The organism is Pseudomonas sp. St290 (assembly GCF_018325805.1).
Lineage (GTDB): Bacteria > Pseudomonadota > Gammaproteobacteria > Pseudomonadales > Pseudomonadaceae > Aquipseudomonas > Aquipseudomonas bijieensis.
This window is the reverse complement of the sequence record NZ_AP014703.1, coordinates 1,147,458-1,163,994: the sequence shown is the minus strand read 5'-3', so window position 1 is coordinate 1,163,994 and position 16,537 is coordinate 1,147,458. Positions and strand designations below refer to the sequence as shown.

At 60.2% G+C, this 16,537-nt stretch carries 16 protein-coding genes; 5 read left to right on the top strand and 11 right to left on the bottom strand.

Annotated features, from left to right (window positions below):
• The first annotated feature begins 146 nt into the window (after positions 1-146).
• Both PBDP_RS04920 and PBDP_RS04915 read left to right on the top strand, forming a co-directional pair.
• On the top strand, positions 147-1,469 hold the full coding sequence (locus PBDP_RS04920) for a HEAT repeat domain-containing protein (protein ID WP_249411838.1): 1,323 nt from the start codon (positions 147-149) through the stop codon (positions 1,467-1,469).
• A 54-nt stretch (positions 1,470-1,523) separates the two neighbouring features.
• The gene (locus PBDP_RS04915; protein WP_212801897.1) at positions 1,524-3,032 is read left to right on the top strand and encodes a hypothetical protein; all 1,509 of its coding nucleotides are present in this window, start codon (positions 1,524-1,526) and stop codon (positions 3,030-3,032) included.
• 62 nt (positions 3,033-3,094) lie between these two features.
• Here the strand turns inward: PBDP_RS04915 and PBDP_RS04910 are convergent, their stop codons facing one another.
• The 3 genes from PBDP_RS04910 to PBDP_RS04900 all read right to left on the bottom strand — a co-directional run bounded on the left by PBDP_RS04910 (position 3,095) and on the right by PBDP_RS04900 (position 5,581).
• Positions 3,095-3,694: a hypothetical protein gene (locus tag PBDP_RS04910; protein WP_109753590.1), complete on the bottom strand. Its 600-nt coding sequence runs from the start codon at positions 3,692-3,694 to the stop codon at positions 3,095-3,097.
• A 337-nt stretch (positions 3,695-4,031) separates the two neighbouring features.
• Positions 4,032-4,577: a DUF4256 domain-containing protein gene (locus PBDP_RS04905; RefSeq protein ID WP_176689589.1), complete on the bottom strand. Its 546-nt coding sequence runs from the start codon at positions 4,575-4,577 to the stop codon at positions 4,032-4,034.
• A gap of 299 nt (positions 4,578-4,876) precedes the next feature.
• Positions 4,877-5,581 (bottom strand): hypothetical protein, encoded by a 705-nt coding sequence (locus tag PBDP_RS04900; RefSeq protein WP_212801896.1) that lies wholly within the window; start codon positions 5,579-5,581, stop codon positions 4,877-4,879.
• 141 nt (positions 5,582-5,722) lie between these two features.
• Here PBDP_RS04900 and PBDP_RS04895 point away from each other — a divergent pair, with 141 nt between their 5' ends.
• Entirely contained in the window at positions 5,723-6,772 is a 1,050-nt protein-coding gene (locus PBDP_RS04895; protein ID WP_212801895.1) for a hypothetical protein, read from the top strand.
• 152 nt (positions 6,773-6,924) lie between these two features.
• On the top strand, positions 6,925-7,341 hold the full coding sequence (locus tag PBDP_RS04890) for a VOC family protein (protein WP_212801894.1): 417 nt from the start codon (positions 6,925-6,927) through the stop codon (positions 7,339-7,341).
• Positions 7,342-7,513: 172 nt separating this feature from the next.
• On the opposite strand, the gene PBDP_RS04885 is transcribed toward PBDP_RS04890, so the two are convergent.
• Complete coding sequence (locus tag PBDP_RS04885) at positions 7,514-8,227, bottom strand: FadR/GntR family transcriptional regulator (protein WP_109753582.1); 714 nt, start codon at positions 8,225-8,227, stop codon at positions 7,514-7,516.
• Positions 8,228-8,324: 97 nt separating this feature from the next.
• Between PBDP_RS04885 and PBDP_RS04880 the strand changes: the two genes are divergently transcribed.
• Entirely contained in the window at positions 8,325-9,068 is a 744-nt protein-coding gene (locus PBDP_RS04880) for a FadR/GntR family transcriptional regulator (RefSeq protein WP_109753581.1), read from the top strand.
• A 128-nt stretch (positions 9,069-9,196) separates the two neighbouring features.
• Here the strand turns inward: PBDP_RS04880 and PBDP_RS04875 are convergent, their stop codons facing one another.
• From PBDP_RS04875 to PBDP_RS04845, 7 genes are all read right to left on the bottom strand, one after another.
• Positions 9,197-9,919, bottom strand: coding sequence for an oligogalacturonate-specific porin KdgM family protein (locus PBDP_RS04875; RefSeq protein WP_109753580.1), 723 nt, complete (start codon positions 9,917-9,919; stop codon positions 9,197-9,199).
• A 130-nt stretch (positions 9,920-10,049) separates the two neighbouring features.
• Positions 10,050-10,817 (bottom strand): ABC transporter ATP-binding protein, encoded by a 768-nt coding sequence (locus PBDP_RS04870; RefSeq protein WP_116831494.1) that lies wholly within the window; start codon positions 10,815-10,817, stop codon positions 10,050-10,052.
• Positions 10,818-10,827: 10 nt separating this feature from the next.
• Positions 10,828-11,667, bottom strand: coding sequence for an ABC transporter ATP-binding protein (locus PBDP_RS04865; protein ID WP_109753578.1), 840 nt, complete (start codon positions 11,665-11,667; stop codon positions 10,828-10,830).
• A gap of 11 nt (positions 11,668-11,678) precedes the next feature.
• Positions 11,679-12,587 carry an ABC transporter permease gene (locus PBDP_RS04860; RefSeq protein ID WP_109753577.1) on the bottom strand — a complete coding sequence of 303 codons (909 nt, stop codon included), beginning with the start codon at positions 12,585-12,587 and terminating at the stop codon, positions 11,679-11,681.
• Positions 12,587-13,624 carry an ABC transporter permease gene (locus PBDP_RS04855; RefSeq protein ID WP_212801893.1) on the bottom strand — a complete coding sequence of 346 codons (1,038 nt, stop codon included), beginning with the start codon at positions 13,622-13,624 and terminating at the stop codon, positions 12,587-12,589. Before PBDP_RS04855 ends, PBDP_RS04860 begins: the two co-directional genes overlap by 1 nt.
• 34 nt (positions 13,625-13,658) lie before the next feature.
• Positions 13,659-15,281 carry an ABC transporter substrate-binding protein gene (locus PBDP_RS04850; protein WP_212801892.1) on the bottom strand — a complete coding sequence of 541 codons (1,623 nt, stop codon included), beginning with the start codon at positions 15,279-15,281 and terminating at the stop codon, positions 13,659-13,661.
• Between the two features lie 72 nt (positions 15,282-15,353).
• Positions 15,354-16,508: a mandelate racemase family protein gene (locus PBDP_RS04845; protein WP_109753574.1), complete on the bottom strand. Its 1,155-nt coding sequence runs from the start codon at positions 16,506-16,508 to the stop codon at positions 15,354-15,356.
• Positions 16,509-16,537: the final 29 nt, after the last annotated feature.

Genomic DNA, 16,537 nt, shown 5'->3' with positions numbered 1-16,537 from the left:
ATGAATCCCATCACCACAGGGTTGCGTTGCTGGTCTGGGGGCGTGGTCGACGCGAATTTTGCCCCTGGAATGAGGTATAAGAAAAACTCGCATGAAGGCGTGCAAAGGACTGAAACGTGAGCGCAATACGATCATGGTTGGACAGGTTGAAGAACAAGCAGACGCCTGTGCTCTCTTGGGCCGATCGTCGGCAGAACGAAGCGCTGGAAGCGCTCGCGCAGGCAGGGCCCCACGCAACGTGGACAGAGCTCAGCAATCACTACAACGGTTTCGTCCGGGAAATCGCCGTAAGGGAACTGTGCAGGCATCCCTCGCCTGAAGCGTTGGTCGCGTTGATTGAGCGGTTGAATGACTGGGTCCCGCAAATCCGCGACTTAGCCACTGCCGGGCTGGAGCATTACCTTTCGCCCGAGCACATCCAGGCATTGCTGTTTGCGGTGGAGCCCCTCTTGGCTTTGGCCGCGCGTCGTAGAGCTGATCACGGCAAGCCCCTGCAAGCCGCTCGTGCTGTTTTACAGTCGCCTGTTATCCGACAGACAGTCCACGCGAATTTCCTGACACGACAGGGTAAAGCTGCCCGCTATTTGTTCGAACTTTTGCTCGAAAATGATCCTGCCCCGCAAGCACTGCTACGCAGTGCACTCGCCCATCGTGAAGTGACCGTAAAGTTGATGGCCGTTTCTGCCTGTCAGCAAATGCCGGGCGCCCATGCTCGGCTTTTGCTGCTTGAAGCCCTGTCTCAGCCCGGTGCCAAGTTTCGCGTTTGCGTGCTGCGCGCGCTGCTTCCTCTGCTTGATGATCCGCGGCCTGTTGTGTGTGAGGCCTTGCTTGACGCATCACCCTCGATTCGTAGCCTCGCGCGTTGGGCTGCGCCAAACAGCAATGTCGATGCGGCGACGATCCTGGCTGACCGACTGAAACAGGAGATGCCCATCAGAAAGCGGGACTGGCTTGGTGTGCTTGGCCTTGCAGCGGAGCTCAACATCGAGCTGGAAGCGCAGTGGCAAAAAGAAGCGCTGCGTTGCCCCTATTCAACGGTGAGGCATGCCGCTGTCAGCACCGTATCCGATAGCCTGCTGCCGGAACTGCTCAGGGCGCTTGATGACCCGTCGGACAACGTTTTTGCCGCAGCAATCGCGCGCTTGAACAAACATCCCTGGTCTTTAGTGAAAGCTGGGGTAGACGCCAAGCTGGATCGAGATTGGCATGACCTTTCACCAAAACGCCGAGACGCGATTTTCCGGTTGCGACCGCTATGGCAGCAGGCTGAGTACCTGTTGGCTCGGCTGGACGCGGAACCAACGATGCAAGCATTTTGGCTTCGTCAACTGAACCTATGGTGCGATCGTCAATATCAGATGGTCGATCCGGTCACGCCCAAGGCCGAGCGAGCAGCGCTTACAGAGCGACTCCGAGCGTTGGCCGCGCAAGGCCGTATTGGTCGCAACAGCGTTGCACGCGTTGTTTAGCCACAAACCCATTGGCCGGGCACCGCAAACACAATCACAAGGAAGACAGCCGTGATGCAATCGCCATTTGACCCGTTGGTTCATATCGATTGGAAAACACCGGGCGGCGAGTTGCTCGGGTTGTTGCAGCATTACTATCCCGACATCGATGTGTTTACCGGCCCAGGGTTCGAAGCGTTGTTGGATGAGCTGTCCAACGAGATGCCCGAGGTCTGTTTCGAGGCGTTGGCACCCGTGTTGGCGGGTCAGGGTTATGACTTGTGGAACCTGGATGCCGGTGGCGATGATTACCGGCCGGTGATTGTCCCGGTCGGTCAGCGCGAGGCGTTCGCCCAGCGCTGGCAGGGCCAGCGCGGCGAGCCGAGGTTCACCGCGAGTTTGATCGAGCCGCAGAAACCCGCCCCTGTCGCACGCAAACCGGCCAAACCCAAGCGCAGCAAGGTGAAGTGGCTGCAGGAAGTCCATGACTATCCCGGCGCCACCTATGTGCATGAATACAACTACCGCAACGGTTGGGCCGCGATTACCGAGCAGGACGAAGACCAGTGGCTGTGCTTCTTGATCGATTACAACCCATGGCCGCCCACCGAGCAGGACATGCTCGAGCATCGAACCGATGGGGTTGATGGTGCTGACCTGACGCTCATCGATGCCAATGCCCAGCGAACGCTGTGGCGACGCCAGGTCAAGCGCGGTGATTACAGCGCAGATGACCGGTACCAATACGAGATCCGTCAGGGCGATGACATTGCGGTGTTCGGACCTGCCGACGTGCAATGGCCAGGCTTTGAAGAGCCCTGCGTGGTGGTGGGTGCCGAGGTATTCGAGCGTCAGCGCATTTACGAACCCGAGCATCTGACGCGGATCTGGCGGATCACGGCGGACAGCAGCGAGGTGATTTTCGAGGACACCGATGACCTGACCATCCTGCCCATCGGCCCTCGCCGCTTGCTGTTCATGCAGCACAACGGCCCCAAGTGCTGGATTTGGCATCAAGACCCGCCGCACCAAACCATCGCCGCCCAACCAATGCCCGCCGACGCCTACAAGCTGCGGGCATCAACCGCGTACCTGGGGGGTGACGAGATTCTGCTGTTCAGCGAAGGCGCACGGCAGAACGTCGAGCATTCGGGTTATCAGGAGACGGTGCTGTTGGCGTGGCGCTTCAACTTCATCACCGGCGCCAAGACCAAGGCGGCGCTGGACGGTTTCGGCAGTGAACTGCGCCAGGACACACGCCTGCTCGTCACCCAGCCCAAGCAGGTCATCACCTTGCGCACGTTTCATGGGCAGCTGCATGTGGCCCGGGGGCATGGGGATTGGTGGGTGTGGAGTTATCGCGCCAATACCTTTGGCACACAGACGCTGGCGTGGTTTTGGAATCAAAACAGCAATGAAGTGGTGAAACTGACCTCAAAGGACATGCCGCGGATCAAGCCGGATGTTCGTTATGTGGCGGCACAGGATCGGTACCTGGCGTTTGAAACCGGGTTTGTGGCGCGGTTGCCGGTGTTTGACGAGATGGTTGAAGCCAAGGGGTGTGAGATCCTGGTTTTTGAGTGACGCATTTTTGCTGCGTGCGAAAAAAACAAGAAAGGGCTCCTGAGAGCCCTTTCCAGCTGACGTTACTCTATGACCGGATACCACGTCGCATAGTTATCGCTAAAGTCGTCCAGCAGAGGAAACTCCTCATTGCGGGCACCTGCCACGACTGCTTTTTTTCGCTCAAAAGCTTCTTTCATGTGCTCCTTGCAGAGCTCAGCAGAGATGTAACACAGTCCGTGCCAGCGATGGCGCCATGCGATTAACTGGCGATCGGTTTCTACGATAAAGACGGTTTTATTAAGCGACTTGCGTAGACGGGGAGCCGACTCGCCATGCAACGACCTGGGCACCCGGACTTCCTGTCCAAATTTGTCCCAGCCCGCCCATTGGCTATAAAACCTTAGCCGAGTGTCGTTGTTGATCGAGAGGAATTCATAGTAAGCGACGTCTGGCTTGGGTTGAGCCACCTCGCAATACCGACGCATCAGCGTGGTGCTGATATTGCCTATCAGGTCTTCGGGAAGATGTTCTAAGACTTTGCGAAAGTGATGGAAATTATTGAAACCGAACTCTTTGCAGATGTGGGTCAATCGCTGGCAATACGTGTATTCGCCAATGACCGAGACTCGAGCCAATCCTTTAAGGTCGTCGACACACTCAGCAGCACTTGAACGGGACATAGCTCACTCCTTTAGCCAAATCAAAGACGTGCTTCGACTAGCATGCTGCTTGCAGTGGCTAAATAAGTGGGTAAGTTCACTTAGATTTTTCGTATTTCCCATCGCAGCAGGGAGGCTACTTGTGCCTGCACGTATAAAAACACAGAGCCACCTATGACGTAAACCACCTGATGAATCACTCGCTAACGCCGAACCATTGTGGCCAGAGCTTGCTCTCGCTCGGCTGCGCAGCAGTCGTAAAACCTGCCAACTGTTTTTCCTGGCGCGTCCGTGCTGATGGGTTTGGGGCTGCTTCGCAGATCAACGGGAATAAATCCCTTCGCCACAATTCATTGGCTCAAATACGCAGCACGCCACGAAACCCGCGCGCCGCATAATACGACTGCACGCCATTGTGGTAGATGAACACCCGACCATAGCGGTAATCGCCAAAAATCGCTCCATCGAGCGCGCGAAGTTCTGGAGGGGTTGCCAGCCAACTGGACGTCTTCGCATCAAATTCGCCAAGCTTCTGCAGGGCTCGATATTGGTCTTCCGTCAGCAGGGCGATGCCCATCTCTTCGGCCATTTCGATGGCACTGCCTTTGGGTTTGTTCTCCTTGCGCGCATCCAGGGCAGCGCGGTCGTAGCACAGGCTGCGGCGACCGGTCGGGCTCTCCTTGGCGCAATCGCAGAAGGTAACGGCGCCGGTCTTCGGGTCGAGGCCGATCACGTCCGGCTCGCCGCCAGTGGCTTCCATGGCCTGGAGGGACTTCAGGGCATTGGGGTGGTTGTCGAGCCGGGTCTGGACGTCGTCCCACTGGATGTCCGGGTGACGGTTCGGGTTCTGTTCGAAGCGGGTTTTCAGGGTTTGGATAAGGTTGTCTTGTTCTTGTTTTTTCATGGTATGGAAGTCCATGGGTGATCGGTTGCCGATTCCGCGCCTGGTTCAAGACTACCTAGGATAGACGTGCAGCAGGTCTTCACCAGAAGACCTCGCCGCTTTTTGTGGGAGCGAGCTTGCTCGCGATGGCGGTGAATCAGTCAGCAGATTGGTTGGATGTGAATCTGCTATGGCGAGCAAGTGCGTGTTTCACCCTGCCATTCGAGAAGCCTTCGGCCTCGTTTGCTCAGGTTTTTCGCACGGTATCAGCTACCTTGATAGCGTGCGCAAATCCTGTTCAAAGCGACTCGCCCACCAGGCTATCGCTGTGCCTCCCCCTGTGGATAAGCATCACTGACATTCAACGACAACTGCGCTGCCACTTCGTAGCCATCGGCCTTGCTGAAGTTCAACTGGAACTCCTGATAGGCCGGCCCGGCCAACCAGCGGTTGACTTGCAGGTCCTGGTACCTGGAGCTCTCCCCGGGCGTGAGTTGCCCGAACAGCGGGAAGCCTGCATCGGCAAAAATCCGGTCGGCCTCGAACCAGTCCATCTCGTTATCGAACTTCACACTTGAGCCCACCGCCGCCCACGCCTCTGGCGTGACTTTCTGGCCGACGTCCAGGAAGACCACTTTGCTTTCTTTCGCGGCGATCAGGAAGGGCAAGGCAATGGGTGTTCCGGTCGAGTCGAGGAGCTTGAATTTCATACCGGCGTACTCGCCGCCACCATCTTCCCTGCGCTCCCATATTCGCCAGTCGATGACACTTTCCGGGTTGAAGCTGTTGTTGGTGAGGATGATTTTGTAGCGCTGCTTGAAGAGTACGAATGGGAAATCGGCGAAGGGTTTGTAGAACGACACTTTGCTGTGTTCGGCGCCAACCCGGATGATGATCGGCGTTCTGCGGCTGGCGACGCTGTCCTGGTATTGCTGGTAGCTGAAGTAGGCAGAGGCGATGGAGACGATCAGGGCCAGTGTTGCAATGGCATCTGTCCGAGTGAGGGTTTTGAACCATTTCATCATGAGGTGGCGTGTCCAGGCGTTGGTGGCGGCTAAAAGTGGAGACATCGTGAGCAGGCTCGCTCCCACAGGAGGTCGGCGGTGGACGCGATAGTGGCACTTCAGTAGCATTCGCCCACTTTATCGATCCTTCAAGGATGCCCCATGCTCGCCCTGCCTCGCTATCCTGCCCCGTTGCTAGCATTGTCCGCGTTGTTTGTATTGCTCGGCGGTTGCAGCGTCAATGGCAGTTATCCCGATGCCATCGAACCGGACGCCGCCAAGTTGCGGTTCGTTGCCAATACCAGCAACGCCACGCTGGATTATTTCGATGCCGCCCATTGCGACGGGCAAACCACGGGTATTCTCAACAATCTGCTGCTTAGCGATACCGCGCGGCGGGTGGGGATGAGCGTTCCGGCGCCCAAGGATGCCAAGGGCTACCTGGAGGTCAAGCTCAAGCCCGGTGAGCAGATTTACCTGCGCACCAACATGAACAGCGGTTATGCCGTGTGCGGCAAGGGCTTCAACTTTACCCCCGAGGCCAATGCCGAATACGAGGTGACGTTCAAGTCCGAGAAAAATTTCTGCCTGACTCAGTTGCAACGCTTGCAACGAGTCGACGGCAAGGACGTGCGCACACCGATCCCGATCCTGAAAAAAGACTTCCCCGCCTGTGCTGGCCGCAATGCGCTGTTTCCCCAGACTTACCCGGACACGCCTCATCGCCTGGAGCTGATGAACCGGGTCATCGATAAAAGCCTGGTCGTCACCGTGAAGACGGATCCGGCCAAGGAGAAAGTCGAGAGCTATTCGCCAGAGAAACTGGACACGCTGATCAGCGAACGCAAGGCCAAGCTCGGCTTCGACCTGCCGCCTGACTACTGGACGCTGTACCGGGAAAACCTGAAGACGTTTGGCGATGACATGGCGCAGAACAAGGCGCGCTCGCTGGAACGCTTCAAGGACGAATACCAGACGCGCCTGCGGCAGGTGAAGGACGAGCAACTGGAACAGTGGGCATTGCCGAAAAGCACCAATGCCAAGCCGGAAAAGGCCGAGATCGATCTGGACGTCGCAATGATGGTGGAGTACTTCCGGATCGGGAATGGGGTGACGGGCGAAGCGGTAGGTCATCACCTGGAGCGGATGGCGCAGATGGATGAGCGTTACGGGGTATGCGCGCGGTTTGCCGAGTGCTGGAACCGCAACTAGCAAGACCGCTGCCCCCGAATGCCGGATGTCCCGTCGTCACGATCGCCTGTTCGGCGGTTGCTCTGCACGGGACGAAGTTCTGCGGTGACATTCCGGCATGGGCAGCTATGGTGAAGTAACCCATTGGCGGCATCACTGAACATGAGGCCTGTATGAGGAACTTCACGATCCAGCGCATCGACCATATCGTCCTGCGCGTAAAAGACATCGAGCGCAGCCTGGCTTTCTATACCTCGGTGCTCGGTTGCGAGCTCAAGAAGCGCCGGGACGATCTTGGCATGGTCCACCTTGGCACCGGTGTTTCGATGATTGATCTGGTGGCTGTCGATGGGCCGCTTGGTCGCGAGGGGGGGCCAGCGGCGGGCAAGCAAGGGAGAAATGTCGACCACTTCTGCCTGCGCATCGAGCCGTTCGATGAACAAGCCCTCCTCGCTCATTTGGCCTCAGTTGGCCTGAATGTTGAGAAAGCGCAGATGCGCTATGGCGCGGAGGGTAAGGGCTGGTCGATCTACTGCTTCGATCCGGATGGTAATCAGATTGAGCTGAAGGGACCGGCGCTGGAGCCTTGAGCTTCAACTTGGCAGGAACCGCAGGGCACAAAATCTGTGAACCCGGCGATCAAAAACTGTGGGAGCGAGCTTGCTCGCGATGGCGGTGAATCAGTCAGCAGATTGGTTGGATGCGCCGCCGTCATCGCGAGCAGGCTCGCTCCCACAGGGGATCGGGAAAAGCCATGGGGGGTTATTGCGCCGTCAACTCAACCGCACCCCGAATCCGCTGCAGCATATTGATCAAATGCAACCGCATCGACGCCCTCGCCGCCTCGGCATCATGGCGCGCCAGTGCGGCATAAATCTGTTCACGCTCGCGAACCACCAACGCCCGATGCTCAACCGTGACGGCAGGCCCGGCCTGTTGCACGACCGCGATCAATGCATTGCCCACATGGGCCATGGCGTCGATGAAGAAGCTGTTGCCGGTGCACTGGGCGATCTGCAAGTGAAATTCGAAATCCACCCGGGTGCTTTCGTCATCCGCCGCCTCAAGAGCATTCGCCGCATCCAGCGCTTCGCGCATCGCCTGCAGCTGTTCCGGCGTGGAACGTTGTGCGGCAATGCCCGCCGCTTCCACTTCCAGACTCAGGCGCAGTTCGATCACGGCCAGTGCGTCGTAGGCGCCGCCCTTGACGTGTTTGCTGCCCTGGAAGTCCCCGGGGCGGGCGGTGTCGACCACGAAGGTGCCGATGCCGTGACGGGTTTCGACCAGGCCTTCGGCCTGCAGCCGCGACATGGCTTCGCGCACCACTGTCCGACTGACGCCGCGCTCCTTGATGATCACCTGCTCGGTCGGCAGCTTGCTGCCCGCGGGCAGCTCGCCGGCCAGTATCTGCTGCGTCAGGTCGACCACCAATTGCTGAGTCATGCTCAGGCGTCGATCGGGTGTGACACGGTCCATTGCACCTATCCATTAAAGCCAGACGATCGCGGCATTATAGCCGCGACCTTGCGCTAAAACTCACTATAATGCCCGCTGATCACACTAGAGCACGCCGATGACGGATCAAGCGTTATCTCCACTGAACAAGCCGCGCCGCCTCGCCGAAACACTGGTCGACCGCTTTGCCCAGCGCATGCGTGAAGGTGTTCTCAAGCGCGGCGAAAAGCTCCCCACCGAAGTGCACATCATGGAGGCCGAAGGCGTCAGTCGTTCGGTGGTCCGCGAAGCGCTGTCGCGCTTGCAGGCAGCGGGGCTGGTGGAGACGCGGCATGGCGTCGGCACCTTTGTCCTGGACATGCCGGCACCGGAGGGCTTCACCCTGGGGCCGGCGACCATTGCCACGTTGTCGGATGTGCTCAACCTGCTGGAGTTTCGCCTGAGCCTGGAAGTGCAGGCCGCTGGCATGGCCGCCGAGCGCGCGACGCCTGAAGCCCTGGCCGAACTGGCCCAGGCGCTGGAGGCGCTGCTGCAAGGGCCGGAGAAGTCCGGTACCACCATCAATGCCGATTTCCAGTTCCACCTGAAAATCGCCAAGGCCGCCGGCAATTACTACCTGATCGACATCATGAAGCACCTGGGCACCAAGCTGATCCCGCGTACGCGCATGAACTCCGCCTACTCCGGGCAAAGTGATCGCAGCGCTTACCTGCAAGGGATCAACGCCGAACACCAGCAGATCTTCGACGCCATCGCCAGTGGCAATGTCGATGCGGCGCGGGCGGCCATGTACCTGCATTTGAGCAATAGCCGCATGCGCCTGTGTGAAACCCAGCAACGCCAGGCTTTTTACAACGAATAAATGCTCACTGATCCTGTGGGAGCGAGCCTGCTCGCGATGGCAGTGGGTCAGTCAACATGGATGCCAGCTGATCCGACGCTATCGCGAGCAAGCTCGCTCCCACAAGTTGATCTCAGTGCTTCAACTACTTAGAAGAAGTTGTATTGAATGCCGACTCGCAGCCGCAACTGCCGATCACTGTCGACCGAGTTGACCTTGATATCGCCCACTTCGAAAAACGGCGCCCAGCGCTTATCCCACTTGTACTTGACCACGGCATTCTGTTCATAGTCGTCAGTGCCGCCGTTATAACGGATGTAGTTGGCATCGAAGTACGTCAGTTGATATTCATACGCCCACGGCCCCTGGTTGGCATAGTTGATGTACACGTCGTAGCGATGGATCTTCTGGTCGTCCTGGCCGTTGTCCGGTACGTCATGGTCAACCTTGTCGCGGTCGAGCTTGGATGAATCGTAACGGTAGCGTCCGGCAATGCTCAGTTCCTTGGTGATCTTGTAGCCCAGGCGCATGCCCATCTTGTAGGTGGTGGATTCCTCGTCGCTTTCCATGGCGAACGAGGGCGTCAGCGTCCAGCGGTCATTGAGCTTGTGCTGGTAATTGACGGTGAATTCATGGCCGCTGCCGACGGTGTTGTCGAAGGCGACGTCTTCACGATCACCGGCGGTCTTGTACTTGAGTTCACCTTCGAGCCCCACGCCGTTGTCCAGCCGCATGCCGAACTTGGCGCGGTCGGCGTGCATGCGGGTTTGTTCCGCATACTGGTGGCGTACGTTGATGTAACCGGTATCGGCCACGGCAACCACTGAAGTGAACAAGGAAACGAGGGACAGCACGACGAGTGTCTTTTTCATGTTTTTTATTCTTGTTAGTTGAATGATTAGTTGGGTTGAACGCCAAATCACAGGCGAGCGCGTGCGCAGCAGTGAAACCTGCGGTTCAACGTCTTCTGCGGGTTAAAACAAGTGCAACGAACGCCTTACTTCAGACAGCGATAGGTATTCGCTGTATGTCGCGACTGGCTTGCACCAGCAAACGGGTGTACGCATGGGCGGCGCCATCGCTCGCCAGGAGCTGACTGTCGAGCGTCTCCACCACCCTGCCCTGCTGCATCACCGCCAGCCGATCACACAAATGCGCCACCACTGCCAGGTCATGGGTGACCATGAGGTAGGTCAGCCCTTCCTGGCGGCGCAAGTCGGCCAGCAGGTTGAGGATTTCCGCCTGCACCGAGACGTCCAGCGCCGAAGTCGGTTCGTCCAGCAACAGCACCCGGGGACGCAGGATCAGCGCCCGGGCTATCGCCACCCGTTGGCGCTGGCCACCGGACAACTGGTGCGGGTAGCGGAAGCGGAAACTGTCGTTCAAACCGACCTTGCGCAGAATCTCGCTGACTTTCTGTGCACGCCCATCGATGCCATGGATGCGCAGCGGTTCTTGCAGCGCGGCATCGACGGTGTAGCGCGGGTGCAACGAGGCATACGGGTCCTGGAACACCATCTGCACGGTGCGGTAGTGGTTCAGTGGCAAATTGCGAGTCACCGCTTGGCCGGCGACCCGCAGTTGCCCGCTCCAGTGCTGGTACTGCCCGGCCAGGCAACGCAGCACGGTGGTCTTGCCCGAACCGGACTCCCCCACCAGACCAAATGCCTCGCCTTCGGCCACGCTCAAATCAACGTCGTGCAATACCGCGTTCAGTGCCGCGCCCGTGCCAAAACTGAGGTTCAGGCCGGTGATTTCAATCATGCTCATGACAGGCTCCTCAAACGTTCAACCAGAGTGGGTCGCGCTGCAGCACCGGCAGCGTGGCGCGCGGATGGTCCAGGCTCGGCAATGCGGCCAACAGACCTTGGGTGTAGGGATGGACGGCTTGGTCCAGGTTGGCGGCGGCAATGGACTCGACCACGCGACCGGCGTACATCACCAGCACGCGGTCACAGAAATGCCGCACCAGATTCAAATCGTGACTGATGAAAATCAGCCCCAGGTCCCGCTCGCTGACCAACTCTTCCAGCACGTTGAGCACCTGCCGGCGCACCGACACGTCCAGGGCCGAGGTGGGTTCGTCGGCGATGATCACCTGGGGATCGGTGATCACCATCATGGCGATCATGATCCGCTGGCCCATGCCGCCCGAGACTTCATGGGGGTACAGGTCATAGACCCGCCGGGGGTCGCGAATGTGCACCTTGGCGAGCATGTCCAGGGCGCGTTCGCGGGCCTCGCGATGGGGCACTTTGTGATGGGCCAGATAGGCCTCGGCGATTTGTTCGCCGACCCGCACCACCGGGTTCAGCGAGTACTTGGGGTCTTGCATGATCATTGACATGCGCGCACCGCGAATCGCCTGGATCTGCTTTTCGCTGGCGGCCAACAGGTCGATATCGGCGAAGCGCAATGTCTTGGCGGTGACCCGCGCCGTCGGTGGATGCAGACGCAAAAGGCTGCGGCCGACGGTGGATTTGCCCGAGCCGGATTCGCCGACGATGGCGAGTTTCTCCCGGCCCAGGGTGAACGACACGTCACGCACGGCCAGGGAGGTTTTGCCGGCGTTGCGGAATTCCACGCACAAATCCTGTACCGCAAGTTTTATCTCAGTCATGGGGCTGCTCCTCAGGATTGGCTGCGGGGGTCGAGGACGTCGCGCAAGCCGTCGCCCAACAGGTTGAAGGCCAGGCTGACCAGCATGATCGCCGCACCGGGCGCCGCCACCAGCCACCAGCTTTCGAGCATGTAGCGCCGCCCGGTGGAAATCATCGCGCCCCACTCCGGCAACGGTGCCTGGGCGCCGAGGCCGAGAAAACCCAGGGCGGCGGCGGTGAGGATGATGCTCGCCATGTTCATGGTCAGGCGGATGATCACCGACGACAGGCACATCGGGATGATGTGACGCAGGATGACCCGGGTACTCGATGCGCCCTGTAGCTGTACCGCGACGACGAAGTCAGCGTTGCGCAGCGGCAGGGTTTCGGCACGGGCGAGCCGGGCAATCGGCGGCCAGGCCGTCAGCGCGATGGCGATCACCGCATGCTCCAGGCCTGGGCCGAGGGCGGCGATGAAGGCCAACGCCAGGACCAGGCTGGGGAACGAGATGAAGATGTCGGTGATGCGCATGAACAGGCTGTCGACCCAACCGCCGAAGTAGCCGGACACTGTGCCGACCAACAGGCCGATGGGGCCGACGATCACCGTCACCAGCAAGACGATGTACAGCGTGATGCGCGAGCCATACACCAGCCGGGCGAAGACATCGCGACCGTATTCGTCAGTGCCGAACCAGTGCGCGCTGCTCGGTGCCTGCAACGCGCCGGCGAGGTTCTGCAACAGCGGATCGTGGCCGGCGATCCAGGGCGCGAAAGCCGCGACCAGCATCAGGGTCGAGACCACGACCAGGCCAGCGAAGGTCATCGGGTTGCGCAGCAAAAAACGCAGCAGACGCAGGGTGCTGGCGGCCATCGCTGCGGTACTGGAAGCGGGCAGCGCGGCGGCGCCGGGTGCGCTGGAAGCCAGGGGCAGGTTCATTAGCGAGTCCTCGGGTCGAAGATCTTGTACAGCGCGTCGCTGATCAGGTTCAGCGTCACGAAGATGAGGCCGATCAGCAGCACGCAAGCCATCACCGCGTTCATGTCACCGAGCAGCAAACTGCTGGTCAGGTACTGGCCGAAGCCCGGCCAGGCAAACACGGTTTCGATCAACACCGCGCCCTCCAGCAGACCGCCGTAGGCCAGCGCGACGATGGTCAACAGCTGCACGCGGATGTTGCCGAAGGCGTGACCCCAGACAATGCGCCGCTGGGACAAACCCTTGACCCGGGCGGTGATGATGTACTCCTGGGACAGTTGCTCGAGCATGAAGCTGCGGGTCATGCGGCTGATGTAGGCCACCGAGTTGAAACTGAGGATCACCGCTGGCAGCAGGATGTGCCGTAACGCACTACGAAAGGCCTCCCAGTCGCCGGACCAGGCGGTGTCGATCAACAACAGCCCGGTGTGTTTCGGGATCAGCCCGTCATAGGCCAGGCCAATGCGCCCGACGCCACCGGCCCAACCCAACCAGGCGTAGAACACCAGGAAAGCCATCATGCCGATCCAGAAAATCGGCGTGGAATAACCGAACAGCGTGATCAGTCGCGCGATATGGTCCCCGGTGCGGCCTTGGTGGGTCGCGGCGTAGACACCCAGCGGCAGGCCCGCCAGCACACCGAACAGAATCGCCAGGGTGGCCAGTTCCAAGGTGGCCGGGAAGACTCGGGCAATGTCGGTGATGACCGGGTTGCCGGTCAGCAAGGCCATGCCGAAGTCACCGTGCAGCAGGTCGCCTAAATAGATCGCGAACTGGGTCCACAACGGTTTATCCAGGCCCAGTTCCTGGTACACCTGGGCATAGGCCGAGGCGTCGGCGTCCGGGCCGACGATGGCCAGCACCGGGTCCAGCGGCATCACTCGCCCGATGAAAAAGGTCAGCAGCAGCAACCCCAGCAGCGTCACCGCCACCGAGCCGCCGCGCCGGGTCGCCGAAGCGGCCCGGGTGCTCCAGATTGAAAAGGATGCAGTCGACATGTTCATTCCTGCCTTGGCCCTGTGGCCGTCGATTTCAGCGCTGCTTGTAAACGTCCCGAAGACGTGTGGTGGCGGCGGTGTGGCCAATGTAGTTGCGCACATCCGCATGGATCACCACTTCGTCCACCATCTGTGAGACCGGCATGATCGCCCCGGCCTGTTGGTCGTAGAGGGTCTGGATCTGCGCGTAGATTTCGCGCTGGCGCTCAGGGTCACGCTCGCGCTCGGCCTGCTCGATCAGTTGATTGAGCTGCGGATTGAAGAACGAGGTGCGCCAGCCCTGGAAGTTGCTCAGCTTGGCTTCGGTGCGGTTGTCCGGGTTGTAGACCAGGGCCCGCAGGCTCGAATGCGGATGACGCTCCGCCCCACCGCCGCCACGACCGACGAGGATGTCGAACTGGCGGTCGCGCATCGCCCCATAGATCTGGTTGCCGGTGCCGGTGATGATCGTCGCCTGGATACCGGCCTGGGCCAGTGTCGCTTGCAGGCTGGTGGCGATGTTGATAAACGGCGGATCGGTCAGCGAGCGAATGCTCACCTTGAAGCCTTCGGCATGCCCCGCCTCTGCCAGCAGGCGCTTGGCCTCGGCCACGTCCAGGCGATAACCCGGATCGTCCAGACGCGCCGGCAACCCCAGTTGCAACGGTCGCTGATTGATCACGCCGTAGTGCGGCATCACCACGTCATTGATGCCTTGGTAATCGATCAGCAGGCGGATGGCCTGGCGCACGCGGATGTCCTGGAACACCGGCTGCTGCATGCTCATCGCCACGTAGTACAGCGTGCCGCGGGCGATGCTCTGGATGCGCACTTCATCGACCTTGCCCAACGCCTTGATGTCGGTGGCGGCCATGCCCCGGGCGACGTCCAGGTCACCGCGCTCGACCATCAGGCGCAGGGCCTGGGACTCGGTCATGTTGCGCATGATCACCCGACGCAATTTCGCAGGACCACGCCAATAGTCCTCATTGCGACTCATCAGGATCACATCGTTGGCGCGCCAGATGTCGAGCTTGAACGCGCCGGAGCCAGCCGTGTGGGTCGCCAGCCACGCCGCGCCTTGGTCGTCGCCGACCTGATGCTGCAAGGCGACACTGCGATCGATGATGAAGGCACTGGGCGAGGTCGCCAGGGTGTTGAGTACCAGCATCGGGTCGGTGCTGCGCGGCAACTCCATGACAAAGGTGTGCGGCCCTTCGGCGCGCATCAGTTTGACGACGTTGTCGGCGGTGAAACCGTAGGCTTTCCAGGTGGAAGCCAGGGCGCGGTTGAGGGTGACTACGCGCTGCAATGACCAGGCGACGTCATGGGCGGTGAGCGCTGCGCCGGAGTGAAAACGCACGTCATCGCGCAATTGGAAGGTCAGCCGCATGCGGTCGGGGCTGACGTCCCAGGTTTTCGCCAGGGCGGGGATCAGCGTGTCCGGCTGCGCCGCGTCCTGCTCCAGGAGCATGTCATAGACATTGGCGTTGACTTCGGCGACCTCCAGCCCCGTCGCCGCGGCAGGGTCCAGGGACAGCAGGTTGATCATGCTCATGCCCACCACCAATTGGTCGGGGGGCGTTTCGCCTTGGGCCAGGCTGACGGGCACCTGCACGGCGCACAGGGCCACGGTGACACACAGCAGCCTGGTCAGGCGCTTGGGCCAGAGTTTCATGGTTCAGTCCTTTCTTATATTTATAAAGACTTTGTTGCCCGGGCAGCCATCAGCCTCAGGCGTGGAACAGGATCAATGTCGCGACAGGGTGTTGGCTTCGATATACGCGAAGTTGATGTCCTCGCCCAACCCGGGCCGATCGGACAGGTGCACAAAACCGTCGGCGTCCATGGGGTCGACGATGCTGTTGAGGTGCGCCGGGACTTCTTCGTAGTCGAGGAACGGGTGCAGCAGGCCACGCTCGTACCAACGACAGTTGCTGATGGCGCCAACTACCGCCAGGTTCGCCGCGCCATTGCCGTGGACTTCGCAATCCATGCCGAACGACTCTGCCAGGTGCGCCACCTTCAGGCACGGCCCGATCCCCCCGACCCCGGCCACGCCGGCGCGCAGGATGTCACAGGACTTCTGGGTCACCCAACTGGCGCGGCTGTGGAACTTGCCGGCGATACTTTCCGGGCCCAGCACCGGGATGTCCAGGTTGGCCGCCAACCACGCATAGGACTCTGCCGAGTCTTCCATCATCGGTTCTTCAAACCAGGCGAAATTCAGTTCCTGTAGCGCCTTGCCGATGGTCAGCGCATCCATGCGGCTGTACCAGTGGTAACCGTCGAGCATCAACGCGATGCTGGGACCGACCGCCTCACGCACGGCGGCGCAGGCCTGGATGTCCATTTGTGGATTCGGCGCGAAGGAAATCGGCGGCATCCAAGTGTGCAACTTGATGGCCTTGTAGCCGCGCTGGACCAGTTTCTCGGCGAACTGGCCGTACTCGTCCGGCGTCGACAATCCACCCGGCAAATCGTCGCCGCACATCGTCGAGCCGTATGCCGGGACCTTGTCGCGATAGCCGCCAATCAACTTGTGCACCGGCAACTTGAGCTTACGCCCGGCCAAGTCCCACAACGCCTGCTCCACCAGCGCCAGCGCCCGGTCGGTGAACTGCCCGGCACTGCCGCGCTGCCAGTGCGCCAGGTCTTGCCAGATGCTTTCGCGGTCCATCGGGTCGCGACCGACCAGCACTTTGCGCACGAAGGATTCGATGATGTGCGGACGAATCAACTCCGGCGGACCAAAGGCATAACCCTCGGAGCCATCGTCACAACCGATTCGCAGCAAGGCCATCTTGATCATGACCTCATCGCCCGGATGGGCGTGACCGGCGCTGTCCTGGGCGCGGCGCGAAGGGGTGGAAAAGACTTCGACGTGAACGCCTGTGATTCTCATAGAGGGAGCACCCTGTTGTTATTGTTTAT